The following is a 17598-nucleotide window of genomic DNA, read 5'->3' on the forward strand; positions in this document are numbered from 1 at the left end:
ATCTTCTATTGCTTTTTTGTATCGAGTTAACACATTACATCCAAAGAATTTAACTATGACTAAGACAGCGTGGGTGTTTCCAGGACAAGGATCGCAAGAATCGGGCATGGGAACTGATTTAGTTAGTATACCCTTGGCTAAAGCCAGGTTTAAACAGGCTCAAAATATTTTGGATTGGGACGTAACTAAAGTATGTCTCAATGAAAATTTAGAGCTATCTCAAACACTTTATACACAACCTTGCCTTTATGTTATCTCAGCTATTTTGGCTGATTTGATGAAAGATGCAGGTTTCAAACCTTCTATAGTTGCAGGTCATAGTTTAGGAGAATATGCTGCTCTTTATGCAGCAGAAGTTATTAGTTTTGAGGTTGGATTGCAATTAGTTAAGCTTAGAGCCGAATTAATGAATAATACTCCTCCAGGGGTGATGACTGCTCTAATTGGATTTGATCGCGATCGCCTTGAAGAACAGGTTGCTCTAACTCCCGATGTAGTTATAGCCAATGATAATCACAATAGTCAGATCGTAATTTCTGGTACGTCCGCAGGAGTTGAAACACTATTAAAAAAAATTAAATATAGACGCGTTGTACCCCTTGATGTTAGCGGAGCTTTTCATTCACCGTTAATGGCGGATATATCCTTGGAATTTAATCGAACTTTGCAAACCGTAGCTTTTCAACCAGCTAAAGTGCCTGTAATATCTAATGTCGAACCATCTCCATCTAGCGAAGCATCAGTTTTAAAAAACCGTTTGATGGAGCAAATGACTGGTCGAGTACGCTGGCGAGAAATTGTAAATAGCCTAGATCAAAATGATGTCAAGAAAATAATTGAAATAGGACCTGGTGATGTTTTGACTAATACGATTTTTAAAATCCTGCCTAGCATAGAATTAGAAAATGTCAGTAGCAATACAAACATAGCAACAACAAACAAGCAAGTTAGATTGCTAGAATCCATTTGAAAACTTTAAATTAAATTGGCGATCGCTTAACGCTTGAATACTTGAGCAAAAGCTTTATCCCATTGTTGCTGGTTTTTGTGGGCATCGCGAATATAAGGCGACCAACGAATTAAATTAATTAGCAGGTGGTTAAGTATAGAGGCAGGAAACTTCATCGGTCGAACTATATCTAAGAATAAAACTACTCTAACCTCATCCGATTGATTCCAAGCTTCATGGAGATAGGAATCATCAAAAATTAGAGTTTTTCCTGCTTCCCAATGGCGTACCTGATCATTGACTTTAATACCGCACTGCTCTTTATTCTGAGGAACTTTAAGAGCTAAATGGCAGCGTAAAACTCCTTTATAAGGGCCTCTATGCTCAGGAATATGTTTTCCTGGCAGTAAAATTGAGAAAAAGGCGGTTTTAAGCCCAGGAATTTGTTCAATGATCCGAGTTGTTTGAGGACAATAACCACAATTTTGTGCCATTTTCACTCCATAGCCATATAGGAAAAAAGTTTTCCAAAGATTGTCTTGACTGATATGGCGACCTTGTTCGGTGGAAATATCTTGAAAACGGGGCAGGCTATCGCTGTATTGCAAAATTGCATCTAACTCTTGCCTAATCTCTTGCCAGTTGTTTTCTAATGTAGACACCCACTCAAATTGCTCAGGCTCAAAAAAGGGAGTCTTGTCTACCAAAGAATAACGAGTAATAAACTTTTCCAACTGCCAAAGCAGATTTCTGCCAAGTTTATTGACTATTAACTTTTTAATTAGAGGTTGAGAAACTTCAGTATTTTTCATAGCTTAATGAAATTTCAATTTGCTGACTTTACATTTTAAATATTATAAAAATTTTTTCAGTCATTTTTTGCCAAATTTGCTAAATTATTTACCCTAACGTTAAAATCGGTGGGTAAATTCCCAGAACTGGATAATAATATTCAATTAAATGATTTTTGCCCACCCTACTTACAATCTATTCAAATCCTATATCTGTTCCTGTCCCTGCATGAACTTGGGCTAATTTTTCGTAGTTACGAGCGTGTTCAATCAGTTCTGCTGCTTGAGTATCGCTAATATCTTTAATTTTGCGGGCAGGGACACCGAGAAAAAGCGATCGCGAAGGTATATTTTTAGTTACAACGCTTCCTGCGCCCACAATGCTTCCCGCACCAACTCTAACTCCATCGAGAATAATTGCCCCAATACCAATTAAACAACCAGTTTCTATATAAGCCGAGTGAATTACCGCCCGATGACCAACGGTAACATAATCTTCTAAAACAGTCGGCTTACCAGGATCGCCATGTAAAACCGCTCCATCTTGAATATTTGTATACTCGCCGATGATAATTTGTTCCACATCGCCCCTAACCACTGCGCCATACCAAACGCTAGCTCCTTTGGCTAAAGATACATTGCCCATTACCGTAGCGTTAGAGGCAATAAAAGCTGCTGGAGATACATCGGGCGCAGACCAATAAGAGCTTTGATGTTGGATCATGATCTAAAATAAACTATCTAACGATATCAAAATAATTCAGCTTAATCTTATTCAGCCATGCTATAAGGTATAAAACAGAATTTTTAATATATGGATTTAGTTTTACAATACCCTGTTTTTGGTCCTGAGATTTCTTGTCCTTATTGTCGACAGACAATTCCTGCTCTCACCCTCACAGATACCTATCTCTGTAACCGTCATGGTGCTTTTGAAGCAGAGCCTAAAATAGAAGAACTGGTTCATTTATCTTCGGGTAGATGTTGGCGAAGATGGGAAGATCAATGGTATCGTCAATACACTCATCCTGACGGTATTCGCTTTGAAATTCACGAAGCTTTAGACGTGCTTTATACCGAAGGTTATCGAGCTACTAGAGTCATTATTGCCAATCGTTATCGAGACTTAGTTAGTTCTTATTTAGGACGCGCTCATCCCTGGCGGGAAGATCCTGAGTTTAGATCGCCAAAGCTTTATGGATTACCTATCAGCTTTAGTCCCGAAGAAAATGCCGAACCTTGCTGGGAAATAATCAACTTTACTTTAGAAAAAGAACCAGGAGTTCCTCGTCATTATCCTTATCGTTTTCTGTTTGAGTAAATTAAACTAAATCATCTTCTGTTACTTTGCCATGCTGCACCATGCCTCAATTCGTACAGCAAATATCCATAAGGCGATCGCTTTTTATGAACATCTAGGCTTTACTGTCCAAGAACGTTTTACCACTGGATATACCTTGGCTTGCTGGATGACTGGACTAGGAGGCAGAATTGAACTGATCCAAATTCCTGAACCAAAACCTGCACCTGATGCCTTTAATGATGAGCATTATGTTGGTTATTATCATTTATCTTTTGATCTGACTAAGTTAACTACGGATTTGTCTAGCTGGCTCAAAGATTTAGAAGCTAAAATCGCGATCGCCAGAGAAAATAACTCTGAGCTATTGCCTCTCAAAGTACTACTAAAACCAGAACAGCAGATGATTGGCGATCGCATTTACGAAGTTGCCTTTGTTGCTGATACTGATGGTTTACCTTTGGAGTTTATTCGTGTTTTAGATAAATAGCTTTAAGCTTTTGAATGGGAGTTTAAATCTCTCTCATAAAAAATAAACAATCTATAACAATTGACAAATTAGTTATTAGCAAGCTGTTTTTTCATAATCACACAAGCCATCTGTTCGCCTGTAGCTAAAATATGAGTTCCCTTTTTTTCCTTCTGTATTTTTTCTTCCAGAAAAATTAAGAATATTTTCTATAATTAACTTTCTAGCCAATGATATGGAACTTGAATGAACTGTCGAGGGCGGGGGTCTCCCCCATGAGCGACACAGAGGCTTACGCCTCAAAGTCCCTTCGGGACGATGGCGCGTAAGCGCCGTTCAAGGAGCGTAGTGAGTATGTATGCAGCCAGAGGAATTGTCGAATATTGGATTGTCGATCCGATTCAACAACAGGTAACGATCCTAGAATTGGTTGAAGGTTTTTATGAAGAAAAAGTTTATCAAGGTAGCGAGCGCCTTGACTCCCCTTTATTAACACAAATCGATTTGACAGTCGAGCAAGTATTATAAGGAGGCTAAGAAATTGACTCTTTGCATAGTAATATCCCGCACTTGCTGGAAACATAAAGTCATCTGGTGAGCTTAGTCCTATATGGGGAGCAAATTTCATGTTATTTCTGGTTTATTAGTTAAAAAGTGTTGATGGTTGGAGTTACGAGTGAGAATTAAATTAATTCAAAGCCGATCTAACATTCCCATTTCATCTTTAGTAAGACCGATTGAACTAGCAGCCATGTTTTCTTCTAAATGAGCAATAGTGGTAGTTCCTGGAATTAGGATAATATTGGGTGCGTGGTGTAGCAGCCATGCCAAAGCAATTTGATTGGGTTTTACGCCTTTTTTAGTGGCGATGTCTGCGATCGCTCCTTCTGCACTAGCTAGAGGTGCGCCTCTTTTCAAGGGGTTTGCACCAAGTGAACCATGAGGGATAAAGGCTAGATCATTTTCAGTGCAGTAGTTTAAAACATCTTCTCTAGAGCGATCGCTGATGCTAAATTTATTCTGCACTGATACAATTGGCACGATTTGACGTGCTTCTTCAATCTGTCCTACAGTCACGTTGGATAGACCAAGATGGCGAATTTTGCCTTCATCTCTTAGTTCTTTTAATGCGCCGATAGACTCAGCAAAGGGAACTTTAGGATCGGGACGATGTAATTGATATAAATCTATTTGCTCTAGTCTTAGTCTTTGCAAGCTTCCTTCTACGCCACTCCTTAAAAATGCTGATGAAGCATCGGCTAAAATTTGGTCTGGTGCGGGTTTATTAATTCCGCCTTTGGTAGCAATGACTAAGTCTTGTTTGTATGGATGTAAAGCCGAAGCGATTATTTCTTCATTAAAACCTGCACCATAAGCTTCTGCGGTATCGATGAAGTTTACCCCAAGCTCAACTGCACGGTGTAAAAGCTGTTCTCCACCTTCCCAATCTGGATATGCGCCGCCCGATGCGCCTTCCCTTGCGCCTTACGTCGACGCGGGGTCGCATCGAAAAATTTCCTGGTTGTCCTGAAAGACGCATTGCACCATAGCCGAGGCGGTTAACTGTTAAATCTCCGCCTAACTTGAAAGTATGCTCAATAGAAATAGTATTGTTAGTCATCTTTTTCCTTACTGATAAATTGCTTTGTTTTTATTTATTGTTTTGCTGAGTTCATTGAACCTGAGAACTCAATTACATTACCGTTGTTATCTTTGACGAAGCCCACTCTTACGCCAATGTTAGGATAATCTGCTGCTTCTACAAATGTCGGTACGCCTCTTTTATTTAATTCGGCGATCGCATCATCAACACTATCTACTCGAAAACAAAAATGTCCGATTCCAGTTGTTCGTAATGCTTCTCCAAAGTTATTGAAGTTAGGCATTCCCAAACGTGCTTGAGTAGTTCCAACTACCTCAATCCTAAAGCCAGAAACATTTAGATAAGCTAGCTGCAAATCGGGTAATTCATCCACAGTCCATTCTTTTTCAATAGTTGCGTTGAGTTTAGATTGATACCACTGAAGAGTATCTTGATAGTTGGGAACACTAATCATTAGGTGGTCGATCTGCATTGAATTAAGTCCTGTTTTGGTTTCTGTGCTGAGATTTGACATTTGTTTTACTCCAAATTTATTTTGTTAAGCTTCGATCAATCTGTTTTGATTTTTTTCTGAGATCTAACCAACGGTTAAATGTTCGTGTACCAGTCGCCATTTATTGTTAAGACATTTCCAGGTGTGTGTACCATACTGTCTGGCTTTTACTTCTTGTCCATCTTTAGTTTTTCCGCCACCAACCCAAGAAAAGGTAGTTACGGCTAAATCTCCTTCAACTGAAATGTCTAAATTGTCTTCAAGCTTAATTTCCCAATAGCTAAAATTCTTCATCATAGGTATCCAAGTATCGAGATATTCCTGTAGGCTGTGCAGTACCACAACACCGTTATTAATATTGTCGAAAACTAAGATTTCGTTTTCTTCTGTAGCAAAGATGTCTTCAAAACCTTTTTCTGTAAACGGTTGGTCTTTAGGACTCCATAGCGATCGCCATTGTTCTGTAAGTTGACGAATTTCAGTTTTATCTGTTTTTATTTGGGCTTGTTGTGTAGTTGTATTCATTTATTCTCTTACTCATGAAATTAATAACGATACGGCACGTAATACATTAAGCTAAAAAAAGCTTATTCTATGTTGTTGTGCCATAAGCAGTAATTTAATATGAATCATCTTTTTATTAACGTTACGCCACGTAATTAATACAACGAAGACTAAACTAATATGTCAACCTCTAAAACAAAAAAAGCTCAAACCGTTGCTAAATCTGGACGTGGACGACCGCGATCGCCTGAAATCAGAGCCAAAATTCTCAAAGCAGCCTATGAAATGCTCAACGAAGTCGGATTTATGGACTTGACCATTGAAGGAGTCGCAGCGAGGGCGGAAGTAGGTAAACCGACTATCTATCGTCGTTGGAAAACTAAAGCAGCATTAGCGATGGATGCCTTTTTAGAAGCTGTAAATCCAGAAATTGCTTTTCCTGATACTGGTGTAGCGAAAGAGGATTTCAGAGAGCAAATGTACAAGATAGTTAAACTAATGAACAGTTCTAGAGGTGAAGTTTTAGCTAATGTAATTGGTTGCGGACAAGCAGATGAAGAATTAATAGCAGCCTTTAGGGAAAATTGGCTTACTCCTAGAAGGAAAGATGCAATCCAAATATTTCAGAGGGGAGTAGATAGAGGAGAATTGAGAGAAGGTATAGATGCTGAGGTTGCGATCGATGCTTTATACAGTCCGTTATTCTATCGTTTGTTACTAAAACATCAACCTTTAACTGATAAATTTGTTGATGAATTGGTTGATTTGGTAATGAAAGGGCTTTGCTGCCTATAATCGTAATCTATTTGTCTAACTACTTATAAAGAGAATTAAAGGATTTACTATCTATGGCAATTGATATACCTAGACTGAGGAAAGATGTGTTTAATTGTTAATACAGGCTACATTAACAATCGTTAGAGTCAATCAGATAATTAAGGAGTTTTAATGCTAGAACTATATCAATTTGAATTATCTCAATACTCGGAGAAAGTTCGCTTCATTCTCGATTACAAGCAGTTGGAGTATCGCAAAATCGAGGTTACTCCAGGAGTCGGACAAGTAGAATTAATGCAAAAGTCTGGTAGTCGCCAAGTGCCTGTATTAAAAGATGGCAGTACTTACGTGAGCGATTCTACTGAAATTGCTTTGTATCTCGAACGCAAATATCCTGAACGCCCAATTATACCTAGTGATTCTCTTGCCAAGGGACAGTGTTTGCTGATCGAAGAGTGGGCAGATGCGTCCATAGGCTTGAAAGGCAGAAAAGCTCTTATCGGTGCCTTAAATCAGAATCAAAATTTTCGGACTTCTATACTGCCTTCCAACACACCAGATCTGCTTAAAACAGCGATTGGAGCAATTCCTGGAGAACTTTTAGATGTTTTAGGTAGTGGAATTGGTTTTGGCGGTGATGCGGTAAAAGAAGCTAAAAATAGCCTGAAACAAGATTTAGAAGCCTTGTGCTTAATTTTGCAAAATCAGCCCTATTTAACAGGAGATACTCCTACTCTAGCCGATCTATCGGTAGCAGGATTAAGCATTTTGCTGAAATTTCCCGCAGGTAATTATCTAGATATTCCCGATCCACTAAAAGGTAAAGGTATTCCAGGATTAGCAGATAATATCACCTTTGAACCATTTTTTGCTTGGCGCGATCGCCTGTATGCAGATTTTCGCAAAGGTTCTAGTATGCCTAGTAGTGGTTCTTCTCCTACAACTATCAGTATTGATTAATCAGGATTACATTAGAGCTAGTTGTAACAAGCAAATTTTGAACCTGGAGGCATTTATAATTAATGCCTCTTTTTTGATCTTAGCAATGGTATCTAAATTTAGACAACAATTAATTAGACAGCTAAACAGTTACAAAGTTAAAAACCAGAAGCTAAAATCCACAGTTTAGACCTAAACGATATATAACCAATATCATAGAGTGATAAATTTAATTTTTTCTTGGCGACTATGAAAGTTGGTTTACAATCGTGTCTAAGTAATAAGAATATTGATGCCCAAATAAATAGCAGTCAGCGTCAGCTTTCTTTGGCGATATCTGCCGTTGCTGAGATTCCCAATCAAGCTAGATTACCCCTCAATCTTTGTCTAGTGCTTGACCATAGTGGCTCAATGTCTAATAAACCTCTAGAAATGGTCAAAAGTGCAGCCATAGCTATTGTCGAAAAACTGAAGTCAGAAGATCGTATTAGTATTGTGACTTTCGATCATCGAGCAAAAGTAATTGTTCCTAACCAGCTAGTTACCGACATTGAATCGATTAAACAAAGAATTAGGCTGATGGTCGCCGATGGCGGTACTTCGATTGATGAGGGCTTGCGTCTGGGTATTAAAGAAGTGGCAGCCAGCAATCAACACTATGTGTCTCGTATCTTTTTGCTGACTGATGGTGAAAATGAACATGGTGATAATACTCGCTGCCTCAAGTTAGCAAAGTTAGCAGCCGAATATAATATTACGATTGATGCTTTAGGATTTGGAGAACACTGGAATCAAGATATTTTAGAGCAAATTGCCGATTCGGCACAGGGAGTTTTGGCTTATATAGAACAGCCAGAACAGGCAGCTTCAGAATTTGAGAGACTCTATACACGCGCTCAGTCTGTAGGTTTAACTAATAGCAATCTCACAGTGGAGTTGATGCCTAAAACGCGACTAGCAGAATTAAAACCTGTTGCTCAGGTAGCACCTGAAACTATTGAACTGCCGATTAAACTGGAGGGAAATTATTTTACCGTTCGTTTGGGAGATTTGATGGTAAATCGACCTCGAATTATCTTAATTAACTTTTATGTTAATCAGCTACCCCCAGGTAAACACAAAATTGCGGCTGTTCAGTTACGTTACGATGATCCAGTCACAAATCAGGAGAACTTACATTCTGATATTGTGACTATTGAACTGGAGTCTCAGGCGCAGTATCAACCTCAACCAAATCAAATGGTTCAAAACCCTATATTAACCCTGGCAAAATATCGTCAAACCCAAATTGCCGAAGCTAAATTACAAAATGGCGATCGCACTGGCGCAGCTACCATGTTGCAAACTGCTGCTAAAACTGCCCTGCAACTAGGGGATAAAGAAGGGGCAACGGTTCTGCAAACTAATGCTACCCGTTTACAAATTGGCAAAGAATTATCAGAAGGCGATCGCAAGAAAACTCGCTTAGTATCCAAAACTATACTTCAATCAAAATAGCTACTTAAGATTTTTAATCTAGCTAAATATATTAAAAACGCCTGAATTAAATTCAGGCGTTACAGACCTAAAAATGTTAATTAAAACATTATAAGTATCGAAGGTATAGTTTGCCAAGCATTAAATCGGCTAGTATTTAGACGATAAAATACTTACAATTGACCGCTGGCAAATGACATTAAAAGAATTACGCTCGTACTAGTAGCAGCTAAAAGTATAGCTAGTGTAATCGATTGTCCTAAATTTGAAGAAGCTTTCATAATCTTATTCCTTACATCAGTTTATTTGTGCGTAGTTATAAAACCAAAATGGGGAACTAATTTGATTAGTCAAACCTTTTAGGGATCGAGTAAAAAATACAAACCGTAGCTTTTTTATTGGTTTGATAACTATGTTTTAATAATATCTAAAGTTTTCTCAGTTTTATTAGAAAAAGTAATCTTTGTTTATATAAGTTATTTTATCTACATATTTTTCTGAGCGACGAGTATGAGCGATCGCTCGGTTGCCTAAAGTTTTATTAGAAGCTAACAATTCAATTAACGTTTAAATTTGGCATATCGCTGTTTATCGGCATCGATTAGATAGCTTGAAGGTGCAGGGGGGACATAGGCTTTATTATTGGGTTGGTTGTCAAAAATGCCAAACATTGGTGCTGCTAAACCATCATTCATGTTGATTGGATCGAGTCCCAGAATTAGTTCTATAGTGCGGAGTAAACTGAGTTGGTCGTAGCGATCGCTGACTACTCCCCGTTTAACATAAGGACTAGCGGCTAAAGCCACGGTGCGGGTAGCATCCACATGATCTGGTCCATCTTGAGCATCATCTTCAACTACCAAAATTAAGCTATCTTTCCAAATCGGGCTGTTGGCAACGGTTTCGACAATCTTACCCAAAGCTGCGTCATTTTGAGCAACTAGCTCGTAAGGATTGGGATATTCATTATTTTCACCAGCCGTATGGTCGTTAGGTAGCCAGATATAATTTAATTGAGCTACTGAGCCAGATTTGAGTTGTCGATCAAAATCTGTTTTCCAGTCCTCAAAGCGTTGTAGGTCGGAATAATGCAAATCATAATAATGATAGTTGAAGGGATAGTGAGCCAAAAAATCGGCAAACTTGCGTCGGAAAGTCGGATTTGTTGGCAATGCTTGGGCAAGGCGATCGCCATTGGTAAATGCTAAAGACAGAGAAGTGGCAAACTTAGGATTTTCTAGCAAACGTAGTGCCTGAGAAGGAGTGTCTGCTTGACCATAATATGGTTTAAAAACTTCACTTACTGCTTGTCCGCGATCTACACTAGCAGACAAATTCATACTCTGAGCGTAAAAATCTTGAGCCAGTTCACTATTAGCCCCAAAAGTTTCGACAATCAATTGGTAAGACCTGGTGAAAAGATAGTAAGGTTCGCCATAGATACGATAATCTACGTTTTTTGCTTCCAGGGCATTCCACAGGTATGCTGGAGAAAAAGTAGCTGGCACCGTGCCGAAGGGATAACCGTTATAACGCTCGGAGTAACGCATATTTCCCAGCCATTCTAAAAAAGGACTCGCATAACCGCTGGTAGTAAAGCTGTGACCTAAAACACTGATCTCACCGTTGACAAAGAAATTGTCCAAAGTCACAAAATCCTCAGCTAACTTATGGTGATTGGGAGTAATATCTCGCCCGAATAGAGTCAGAGAAGCGTCCCCATTCCCTCGTCCCAAATCACCGAGAATCTGGTCGTAGGTACGATTTTCCTTGACGATGTAAAAAATATGGCGGATGGGCAACTTCATACCATCTTTAGCACTATAAAGGGGCGAACCCTCGGTAACTTCTTTAGTCCAGGTAGAAAGTTGGTCAGCGATTGTTGACTGGGGAATAATCGAAACTGCACCCTTGAGCAAACTGAGTACGTAATCCTGACCACCCTTTTCCTCGATCGGTTGTGGACCATTTGGGTTGGGACGACGTTTATGGATGCCTTTGGCACTCAATACCATCATTTGTCCTTGGTTGAAAAGCACTTTGGTGGGATACCAGCCAGTTGGAATAAATCCCTGTAACTGCTGGTTGTTTTTATCGATTACCGCTACGGCATTGGTTTGTGCTTGGGTGACATAAAGACGATTTCCCTTCACCGCACAGGAAGTAGGGGAACTACCAAACTTGAATCCATGAGGATGGAGATTGATAGTTTTAACTACTGCATTTTTGCTATTTATAACTGAGATATTATCTGAAGTAGAGTTAACGACATATAGCTGGCGATCGCCAGTGCAGAAATTTTGGGGAGTGCGTCCCACGGCAAGATTTTGTAGAGGTTTGAGTGAGCGAGCGTATACTAAAACTTTGTTTTCTCCCAACAGAGTCAGATAAAGCTTTTGATGCCAAAATTGCACTGCATAAGGAAAATATCCCACCGTCACAACTCGTTCCACCTTTCCAGTTTCAGTGTTGAGAATTGCCAGCTTTCCTTTGCCGTAATCTTTGTTTTCGTTTTCTGCGACCATATACGCTACCGCTATATGCTTGGCATCTATAGGGGTAATTCCTGCTGCGTAACCTTCTACCGAATATTCGCGCACGGGTTCAAATTGTTTATTAAGGCGATAAATTTTTTGCTCAAAACCGCCACTAATATATAAATCGCCGTCTAATCCTGCCTTGGCACTGGGGAAAAGCGATTTATACTCTAAAGTTTTGACTACCTTATGATTTTTAGGGTCTACTACCGACACAGTTTGAGGGTCTTTCCCATACCATCCTGTATTTAATACTACTAATTTTCCTGCGTAAGCAACTGCTTCGTAGGGAAGTTTCCCTACTTCTACTTGAGACCCTGCTGGGGTGATTTTCCAGCCGTTGGGTAGCCGCATTGCTGCCTCTGCATCTTTTTGAGTTACAGTCCCTGGATAAGGAGTTTTTTTAGCAAAATTCCATAACTCCCGGTTAAGATTTTCATCTTCTCCTGGTTGATCGGGGGCAGATTCTCTGCTAGCTACCGTTTGTTGGCGACAAGCCTGTAGCGCGAAGAACACAAGTACAATACTAAACAAACTAATCCATCTAAGTTTCATTTGACATACTCCAGGAGTTGGGAAACTATGCTTTTAAAACAAGGGGCAATATCAGCATCTAAGGAATATTTTATTCTTAGAGGATAGAGAAATTCTACGCTAGTGGTCAAGTTCCTTGTATTCTGGCGATAATGTAGGTAAAAGAGGCAGATAATCTATTTGATTAACAGTTGGCACAATCCCTAGTGCGATCGCTTGGATGTAGAGTAGGCAAATTCAAGAAAATATTTCAATTCAAAACTATAGTTGTTTGCCTAGATAATTAATGGCGATCTCATCAAGATTAAAATGCTAATTAAATAGAAAATAATTATATGTCTGCTTCAATTGCGTAGTGAAGCCATGCTGTAGGCTTATCGCTTAAGATATCGAGCTAAATCCGCAGCATATATAACTTGCATTAAAAACTTTAGAATGAGTTCAATCTCTAGTATTCGATCTAGATGCACCATTATCTGACGAGGATGAATAACTTTGTCAGAAAGTAAGCCTCTAATCATTAACGGATGGTGTATTTTTGCTCACCCATTGTTGATCAGTTTCATTCTGGAAAAATATTACACCCTAAAATAATCAGACAAGTTATTGATGCTATTGAAAAAGATTAAAACAGGTTTAAATATAGAACAAGCGCAACACTTCCAGAAAAAGCGATCGCAAATCAAATCTTTCTTCTCAAGGACTTCTATCCTAAGCGCAACAGCACTAGCCTCTAGTAATGTTAATGTGGCTCATAATTCTACTTTTGCGTTCTTGCTGATTAACAGAATTAAGATTGTAATTACCTTTGCTGCGCTCTATATGTTCTTTTCGACTTTTCTTACTACTAGATAAGGTGGCAGATTTATCGTCAGGATTATAATTTTGAGGAGAACGCTGAAAATCGACTTCGCCACCAAAACTTTTTGCTAAATGCTCTCTAATCCGCTTTTTGCGGTCTGTCGAGAATGATTGATCCCTTGCCATAATTTATTTAATGTATCAAATGTTTCCAACTATATTGTGACTCAATTTGTTGCACTATCAAAAAAACAAATTACTAGTTCGATTAACCAATGAGGACGTAATGCCAATAAAATAAGTCATCCCAGCTTTTGTAGGGGCGATTTATCTGGTAGTTCGTTGTATTAATCTGATTACAAGCTCTGGTTCTAAATGTGCGATCGCTCTTGAAAGAGAAAAATTGATATTCTGTTCTCTGGCTACTGCTGCAAAGCTTCCCTATCTCATGACTTCAATAAATATATTTGACTCTTCCATTTTAATACCCTGTATTTATCCCTCTAGCTGCGAATCTAATGTTAATCCTATTGCTGTAAATCTTTTTGTAGTTGAGCGATCGCAGCATATTCGGTTTTAAAGCTATCTAAAAGACGACAATAAAGGGGCAAAATCTTTTGATAGTTGGCTACATTACTAGCAATTGGTTGATGCTGATGAATCTCGCCATTTGTGAGCTGGGATTCCCTCAAATCAGCGATTTCTCCTATAGCATACAGTCCTAAAATTGCTGCTCCCAAACTAGAACTTTCATAACTTTCGGGGATGCTTACTTGCCGATTAAAAACATCAGCCAACATCTGTCGCCATAGGGGAGAGCGAGCAAAACCCCCTGCTGCTTTAATTGTTTTTACTTCGCCAGTAATGGATTCTAAAGCTTGAAAAACTAAATACAGATTGTAGACTACTCCTTCTAATACCGACCGAATCAGATGAGCTTTATTATGATGCAGTGCTAAACCAAAGAAGCTCCCTCTGGCGTTAGCATCCCATAATGGCGATCGCTCTCCTGATAAATAAGGGTGAAAGATCAAGCCTTCTGAGCCTGCGGGAATAGTTTGAGCGATCGCCGTCAACATATCATAGGGGTCTTGTTTGAGTAACTTAGCGGTATCAATTTCCGCATCGGCTAAATGGTCACGCACCCAGCGCAAAGTGATTCCCCCGTTATTGACCGCACCGCCGATAACCCAGTAATCTTCGGTTAGAGGATAGCAAAATAAACGTTGTTGGGGATCGGTTTGGGGTTTACGGACGGTTGTCCGAACTGCGCCACTTGAACCAACTGTCACTGTTGCAATGCCAGGAGCGATCGCACCTACCCCTAAATTGGCTAAAACTCCATCATTTGCACCAACAACCACAGGAGTATCTGCTGCAATACCCATTTCATCTGCATATTCTGTCTTTAGCGATCGCAAAATATGGGTAGTAGGTACAAGTTGAGATAGTTGAGACGCTTTGATTCCTGCCAGATCGAGTGCTTGGGTATCCCAAGTTAAGCTATTGAAATTAAATAAGCCCGTCGCTGAAGCGATGGAATAATCGACGATATATTCTCGAAATAGCTGCCAGAAAATATACTCTTTGATGGAAATAAATTTTGCTGCTTGTTGCCAAAGTTCAGGCTTACTTTCCCGTAACCACATTAACTTAACCAGTGGTGACATTGGGTGAATTGGCGTTCCCGTACGGGTATATATTTCATGTCCTCCGCACTCTTTTAGCTTATCTGCCCAGTCAGCACTACGGTTATCTGCCCAAGTCAAAATTGGTGTCAAAGGTTTTCCCTCACCATCGACCACAATCAAGCTGTGCATCGCTGCACTGAAAGATAGACAGAGAATCTCAGACTGATTTACGCCACTGTTTTCAACTATCCGCTTTACAGTTGTGACTACCGCTTGAAAAATTTGCTCTGGGTTTTGTACGGCTGCCCCTAGAGTAGGTGCATTCAAAGGATACCCGACTGCGTGTTTTTCAATCAGCCTGCCGCGATCGCTATACAATACTGATTTAGTGCTAGTCGTACCAATATCAACACCAATTACATATTTACTCATTCTTTCTTTTAAATCCCAGAAAACTAAATAAAGAAGCTAATGAAAAAGCCCACACATCCTACTATAGTTTCCATTACCGTCCAAGAGCGCAAGGTTTGCTGTTCGTCCATCCCTAGAAAACGTCCTACCAGCCAAAAACCAGAATCATTAACGTGATACCAAATCCGATTAGCAAAGGTAATTATCAACTTCCTGACCTGTGACCTGTGACTAATGGCGGCTAAAAAATATATGCCAATAATATGGCGGCGATCGCACCGATAACAGTATTAATAAAATTAACAATATCGTTGGTTAACCAAGTAAGGCGAGATTCTAAAGTTGCGCCAATTAGACTTTCGACAGTGGTAGCAATAAAGGCTGCAATTACGCACCAGATAATTCCTATTGCGCTAATCATGCCAATAGCCCAAGCAATGACGGCTAAAATCACCGAAGCGATCGCGCCTGCTAGTGTTCCTTCTAAACTTACCGCTCCCTCTGTCCCTCTAGGTACTGACTTCAAGGTAGTAATTAAATAAGTTGTTTTGCCGTAGGCTTTGCCCACTTCACTGGCAGTAGTATCAGAAAGCTTGGTACAAAAACTAGCTACATAACCGAGAACAAATAGCTCTTTGATTGGGGATGGGAAAAACAGAGTTGCGATCGCACATATAGTTGCAGTTAATGCCGAACTCCAGACATTTCCTGCACCTCTCATTCCCGAACGTTCTTCTGCTATACCTTCAGCTTCTTTTTGCTCCATAGCAACGAAGGTCAAGCCCGAACCGACTAAGAAATAGAATAAAACTACCACATAGCCACGCCAGCCCAAAGTTCCCCAGACTAATACTCCTAAGATAAGAGCGTTGAGATAACCAAGAGGAGTCAGCAGCTTTTTCGGCAAAAACCAGGCAATTCCTAATAAAACTGTATTTACGGCGATGGCGATCGTCCAAGAATTAGACCAGCTAAGAGTATCAAGCATTTATAAAGTTGGTAAAATATACTGTATTTTAAGCTTATCAACCGAAGATGCTTAATAATAAAAGATTGATAATTTAATAAAAACTAATCATGTCCCTTTCCAAAACCGAAGCAAAGCAAATACTAGAGCGAATGATCTTTGACGATCAGCCAGCTAAACAATGGGTAGAAGATATTTGGGGTCTTACTCCCATGCTAGGAGATAGCGCAGCCAAACTATACGAAGCTTTTGAAGCCCTGATAGAATGTTGTCCTGAAGATAAGCTAGACAGTTTGTTGCAGACTTATTTACAAGAGCAAATGGATAGTTGAGGATTTTAATTTGTTTTTGATTTGATAATCATAAAAGACGCAAAGGAGTATTAAATAATATGTTCTGGGGTATGGAACTAACTTTTGCAGAGTCAGAAATTCTTCGTAAATATTTTCCAATTCTCAAAAAATATGGAGTTTATCTTGATGAAGAAATCTGTGATTTGATTGAAAACTGTAATAATAATTTAGAAAGCAAAATACAGGCTTTTATCGGCTGGTTTCTTAGCTTAGAGCATTCTGCTTTGATAGGCGTTGGTGAGTGCATAATGCTCTAGAGAGAAAATTGCACAGTATCAAATCTCAAATAGTGCAGCAGCAAACGGATAGAATATTTGAGAAGAAGAGTTGATTTAGAATAACAAAGAGTTTTTCGATGTAGTCGAGCTAGATAATGTCTTAAACGAGTGTTTTCTCCTTCAACTCGGGTCATATATGTTTTACAGACGAGGTGGTCTTCAGGCTCAATATACATTGGATAAACTTTCCAGCCATCGGTCACGTACCAAAAGCTCTGCCAACATTTGATAACTTGCCAAATTGGTTCAAAGGTTTCATGAGAGCGATCGCCAATATTCCCAAGCAAAATACCCTTTTGTTTATGGTTTACAACTGTCCAAATCCAGAGTTTATTGTTTTTGTTACCCACAAAAGTTTGCAGCTCGTCTATTTCAGTGATTTCAGGTATCTCATCCTCTTGTAGTTCGTCTGATAAGGACTCTCCCACTTCTTTGACCCAATTGATAATAGTTGTATGGTCGATGTCTGTTACTCTCGCGATCGCCCTGAACCCCATTCCATTGAGATACATCTTGAGGCAAAGTCGTTTAACTTCTACTGGATATTTCCTAGAAATAGGATTCTCTACGTATTGGTAGCCACAATTTTTGCATTTATATGATTGTTTTCCACCTCGAAAACCGTTTTTCTTGTTATGGGGAGATTTACACTGAGGACAATACATTATTAAACCAGGTAAATTGACTATTTCATTTTAAGCTTTTTAGCATTATGTATTCACCAACGCCCTTTTTTTTAGTTCAACAGTATTTAGGTGAGAAGCTAAATAAGCTTTTTTCGGCAT

18 protein-coding genes and 2 pseudogenes are annotated in these 17598 nt (G+C 39.3%); 9 read left to right on the forward strand and 11 right to left on the reverse strand.

Features of this window, described 5'->3' with window-relative positions:
* Positions 1 to 55 precede the first annotated feature (55 nt).
* Positions 56 to 970: an ACP S-malonyltransferase gene (gene fabD / locus SLP02_RS06680; protein ID WP_319419878.1), complete on the forward strand. Its 915-nt coding sequence runs from the start codon at positions 56 to 58 to the stop codon at positions 968 to 970.
* 26 nt (positions 971 to 996) lie between these two features.
* Here the strand turns inward: fabD and SLP02_RS06685 are convergent, their stop codons facing one another.
* Complete coding sequence (locus SLP02_RS06685; RefSeq protein ID WP_319419879.1) at positions 997 to 1761, reverse strand: aspartyl/asparaginyl beta-hydroxylase domain-containing protein; 765 nt, start codon at positions 1759 to 1761, stop codon at positions 997 to 999.
* Positions 1762 to 1936: 175 nt separating this feature from the next.
* Complete coding sequence (locus SLP02_RS06690; protein WP_319419880.1) at positions 1937 to 2464, reverse strand: gamma carbonic anhydrase family protein; 528 nt, start codon at positions 2462 to 2464, stop codon at positions 1937 to 1939.
* 90 nt (positions 2465 to 2554) lie between these two features.
* Between SLP02_RS06690 and SLP02_RS06695 the strand changes: the two genes are divergently transcribed.
* The 3 genes from SLP02_RS06695 (at position 2555) to SLP02_RS06705 (ending at position 4037) form a co-directional block, all read left to right on the forward strand.
* Positions 2555 to 3061, forward strand: coding sequence for a TIGR02652 family protein (locus tag SLP02_RS06695; RefSeq protein WP_319419881.1), 507 nt, complete (start codon positions 2555 to 2557; stop codon positions 3059 to 3061).
* Between the two features lie 34 nt (positions 3062 to 3095).
* Positions 3096 to 3530, forward strand: a complete 435-nt coding sequence (locus SLP02_RS06700; RefSeq protein ID WP_413467338.1) for a VOC family protein — start codon at positions 3096 to 3098, stop codon at positions 3528 to 3530.
* A gap of 333 nt (positions 3531 to 3863) precedes the next feature.
* Positions 3864 to 4037, forward strand: a complete 174-nt coding sequence (locus SLP02_RS06705; RefSeq protein ID WP_319419883.1) for a Uma2 family endonuclease — start codon at positions 3864 to 3866, stop codon at positions 4035 to 4037.
* 165 nt (positions 4038 to 4202) lie between these two features.
* Here SLP02_RS06705 and SLP02_RS06710 read toward each other — a convergent pair.
* The 3 genes and pseudogenes from SLP02_RS06710 to SLP02_RS06725 form a co-directional block, all read right to left on the reverse strand.
* Positions 4203 to 5130, reverse strand: a pseudogene (locus SLP02_RS06710) (aldo/keto reductase).
* A gap of 34 nt (positions 5131 to 5164) precedes the next feature.
* The gene (locus SLP02_RS06720) at positions 5165 to 5626 is read right to left on the reverse strand and encodes a VOC family protein (RefSeq protein ID WP_319419885.1); all 462 of its coding nucleotides are present in this window, start codon (positions 5624 to 5626) and stop codon (positions 5165 to 5167) included.
* A 63-nt stretch (positions 5627 to 5689) separates the two neighbouring features.
* A complete protein-coding gene (locus tag SLP02_RS06725) occupies positions 5690 to 6130 on the reverse strand; it encodes a YybH family protein (RefSeq protein ID WP_319419886.1) in 441 nt (146 codons plus the stop codon).
* 159 nt (positions 6131 to 6289) lie between these two features.
* Between SLP02_RS06725 and SLP02_RS06730 the strand changes: the two genes are divergently transcribed.
* The 3 genes from SLP02_RS06730 to SLP02_RS06740 all read left to right on the forward strand — a co-directional run bounded on the left by SLP02_RS06730 (position 6290) and on the right by SLP02_RS06740 (position 9322).
* A complete protein-coding gene (locus SLP02_RS06730) occupies positions 6290 to 6904 on the forward strand; it encodes a TetR/AcrR family transcriptional regulator (RefSeq protein WP_319419887.1) in 615 nt (204 codons plus the stop codon).
* 153 nt (positions 6905 to 7057) lie between these two features.
* Positions 7058 to 7846: a glutathione S-transferase gene (locus tag SLP02_RS06735; protein ID WP_319419888.1), complete on the forward strand. Its 789-nt coding sequence runs from the start codon at positions 7058 to 7060 to the stop codon at positions 7844 to 7846.
* A gap of 228 nt (positions 7847 to 8074) precedes the next feature.
* Entirely contained in the window at positions 8075 to 9322 is a 1248-nt protein-coding gene (locus SLP02_RS06740; protein WP_319419889.1) for a vWA domain-containing protein, read from the forward strand.
* Positions 9323 to 9861: 539 nt separating this feature from the next.
* Here SLP02_RS06740 and SLP02_RS06745 read toward each other — a convergent pair.
* From SLP02_RS06745 to SLP02_RS06765, 5 genes and pseudogenes are all read right to left on the reverse strand, one after another.
* On the reverse strand, positions 9862 to 12393 hold the full coding sequence (locus tag SLP02_RS06745) for a bifunctional YncE family protein/alkaline phosphatase family protein (RefSeq protein WP_319419890.1): 2532 nt from the start codon (positions 12391 to 12393) through the stop codon (positions 9862 to 9864).
* Between the two features lie 705 nt (positions 12394 to 13098).
* Complete coding sequence (locus SLP02_RS06750; RefSeq protein WP_319419891.1) at positions 13099 to 13359, reverse strand: hypothetical protein; 261 nt, start codon at positions 13357 to 13359, stop codon at positions 13099 to 13101.
* Between the two features lie 341 nt (positions 13360 to 13700).
* A complete protein-coding gene (gene gntK, locus SLP02_RS06755; RefSeq protein WP_319419892.1) occupies positions 13701 to 15236 on the reverse strand; it encodes a gluconokinase in 1536 nt (511 codons plus the stop codon).
* A gap of 23 nt (positions 15237 to 15259) precedes the next feature.
* Positions 15260 to 15424 (reverse strand): annotated as a pseudogene (locus SLP02_RS06760) (hypothetical protein); the annotation flags it as partial.
* Positions 15425 to 15456: 32 nt separating this feature from the next.
* Positions 15457 to 16203, reverse strand: coding sequence for a TIGR00297 family protein (locus tag SLP02_RS06765; RefSeq protein ID WP_319419894.1), 747 nt, complete (start codon positions 16201 to 16203; stop codon positions 15457 to 15459).
* 89 nt (positions 16204 to 16292) lie between these two features.
* Here SLP02_RS06765 and SLP02_RS06770 point away from each other — a divergent pair, with 89 nt between their 5' ends.
* Positions 16293 to 16514, forward strand: coding sequence for a hypothetical protein (locus SLP02_RS06770; protein ID WP_319419895.1), 222 nt, complete (start codon positions 16293 to 16295; stop codon positions 16512 to 16514).
* A gap of 59 nt (positions 16515 to 16573) precedes the next feature.
* Positions 16574 to 16792: a hypothetical protein gene (locus SLP02_RS06775; protein WP_319419896.1), complete on the forward strand. Its 219-nt coding sequence runs from the start codon at positions 16574 to 16576 to the stop codon at positions 16790 to 16792.
* Here SLP02_RS06775 and SLP02_RS06780 read toward each other — a convergent pair.
* Complete coding sequence (locus tag SLP02_RS06780) at positions 16789 to 17478, reverse strand: IS1 family transposase (RefSeq protein WP_319419897.1); 690 nt, start codon at positions 17476 to 17478, stop codon at positions 16789 to 16791. The genes SLP02_RS06775 and SLP02_RS06780 overlap by 4 nt on opposite strands.
* Between the last annotated feature and the right edge of the window lie 120 nt (positions 17479 to 17598).

Origin of the sequence: Pleurocapsa sp. FMAR1 (assembly GCF_963665995.1) — a bacterium.
Taxonomy (GTDB): domain Bacteria; phylum Cyanobacteriota; class Cyanobacteriia; order Cyanobacteriales; family Xenococcaceae; genus Waterburya.

Coding starts and splice junctions, on each gene's coding strand:
- SLP02_RS06740 (WP_319419889.1), top strand. CDS start 8,075: ATGAAAGTTGGTTTACAATCGTGTCTAAGTAATAAGAATATTGATGCC.
- SLP02_RS06770 (WP_319419895.1), top strand. CDS start 16,293: ATGTCCCTTTCCAAAACCGAAGCAAAGCAAATACTAGAGCGAATGATC.
- SLP02_RS06685 (WP_319419879.1), bottom strand. CDS start 1,761: ATGAAAAATACTGAAGTTTCTCAACCTCTAATTAAAAAGTTAATAGTC.
- SLP02_RS06735 (WP_319419888.1), top strand. CDS start 7,058: ATGCTAGAACTATATCAATTTGAATTATCTCAATACTCGGAGAAAGTT.
- SLP02_RS06705 (WP_319419883.1), top strand. CDS start 3,864: ATGTATGCAGCCAGAGGAATTGTCGAATATTGGATTGTCGATCCGATT.
- SLP02_RS06695 (WP_319419881.1), top strand. CDS start 2,555: ATGGATTTAGTTTTACAATACCCTGTTTTTGGTCCTGAGATTTCTTGT.
- SLP02_RS06690 (WP_319419880.1), bottom strand. CDS start 2,464: ATGATCCAACATCAAAGCTCTTATTGGTCTGCGCCCGATGTATCTCCA.
- SLP02_RS06745 (WP_319419890.1), bottom strand. CDS start 12,393: ATGAAACTTAGATGGATTAGTTTGTTTAGTATTGTACTTGTGTTCTTC.
- gntK (WP_319419892.1), bottom strand. CDS start 15,236: ATGAGTAAATATGTAATTGGTGTTGATATTGGTACGACTAGCACTAAA.
- SLP02_RS06780 (WP_319419897.1), bottom strand. CDS start 17,478: ATGTATTGTCCTCAGTGTAAATCTCCCCATAACAAGAAAAACGGTTTT.
- SLP02_RS06765 (WP_319419894.1), bottom strand. CDS start 16,203: ATGCTTGATACTCTTAGCTGGTCTAATTCTTGGACGATCGCCATCGCC.
- SLP02_RS06730 (WP_319419887.1), top strand. CDS start 6,290: ATGTCAACCTCTAAAACAAAAAAAGCTCAAACCGTTGCTAAATCTGGA.
- SLP02_RS06720 (WP_319419885.1), bottom strand. CDS start 5,626: ATGTCAAATCTCAGCACAGAAACCAAAACAGGACTTAATTCAATGCAG.
- SLP02_RS06725 (WP_319419886.1), bottom strand. CDS start 6,130: ATGAATACAACTACACAACAAGCCCAAATAAAAACAGATAAAACTGAA.
- fabD (WP_319419878.1), top strand. CDS start 56: ATGACTAAGACAGCGTGGGTGTTTCCAGGACAAGGATCGCAAGAATCG.
- SLP02_RS06775 (WP_319419896.1), top strand. CDS start 16,574: ATGTTCTGGGGTATGGAACTAACTTTTGCAGAGTCAGAAATTCTTCGT.
- SLP02_RS06750 (WP_319419891.1), bottom strand. CDS start 13,359: ATGGCAAGGGATCAATCATTCTCGACAGACCGCAAAAAGCGGATTAGA.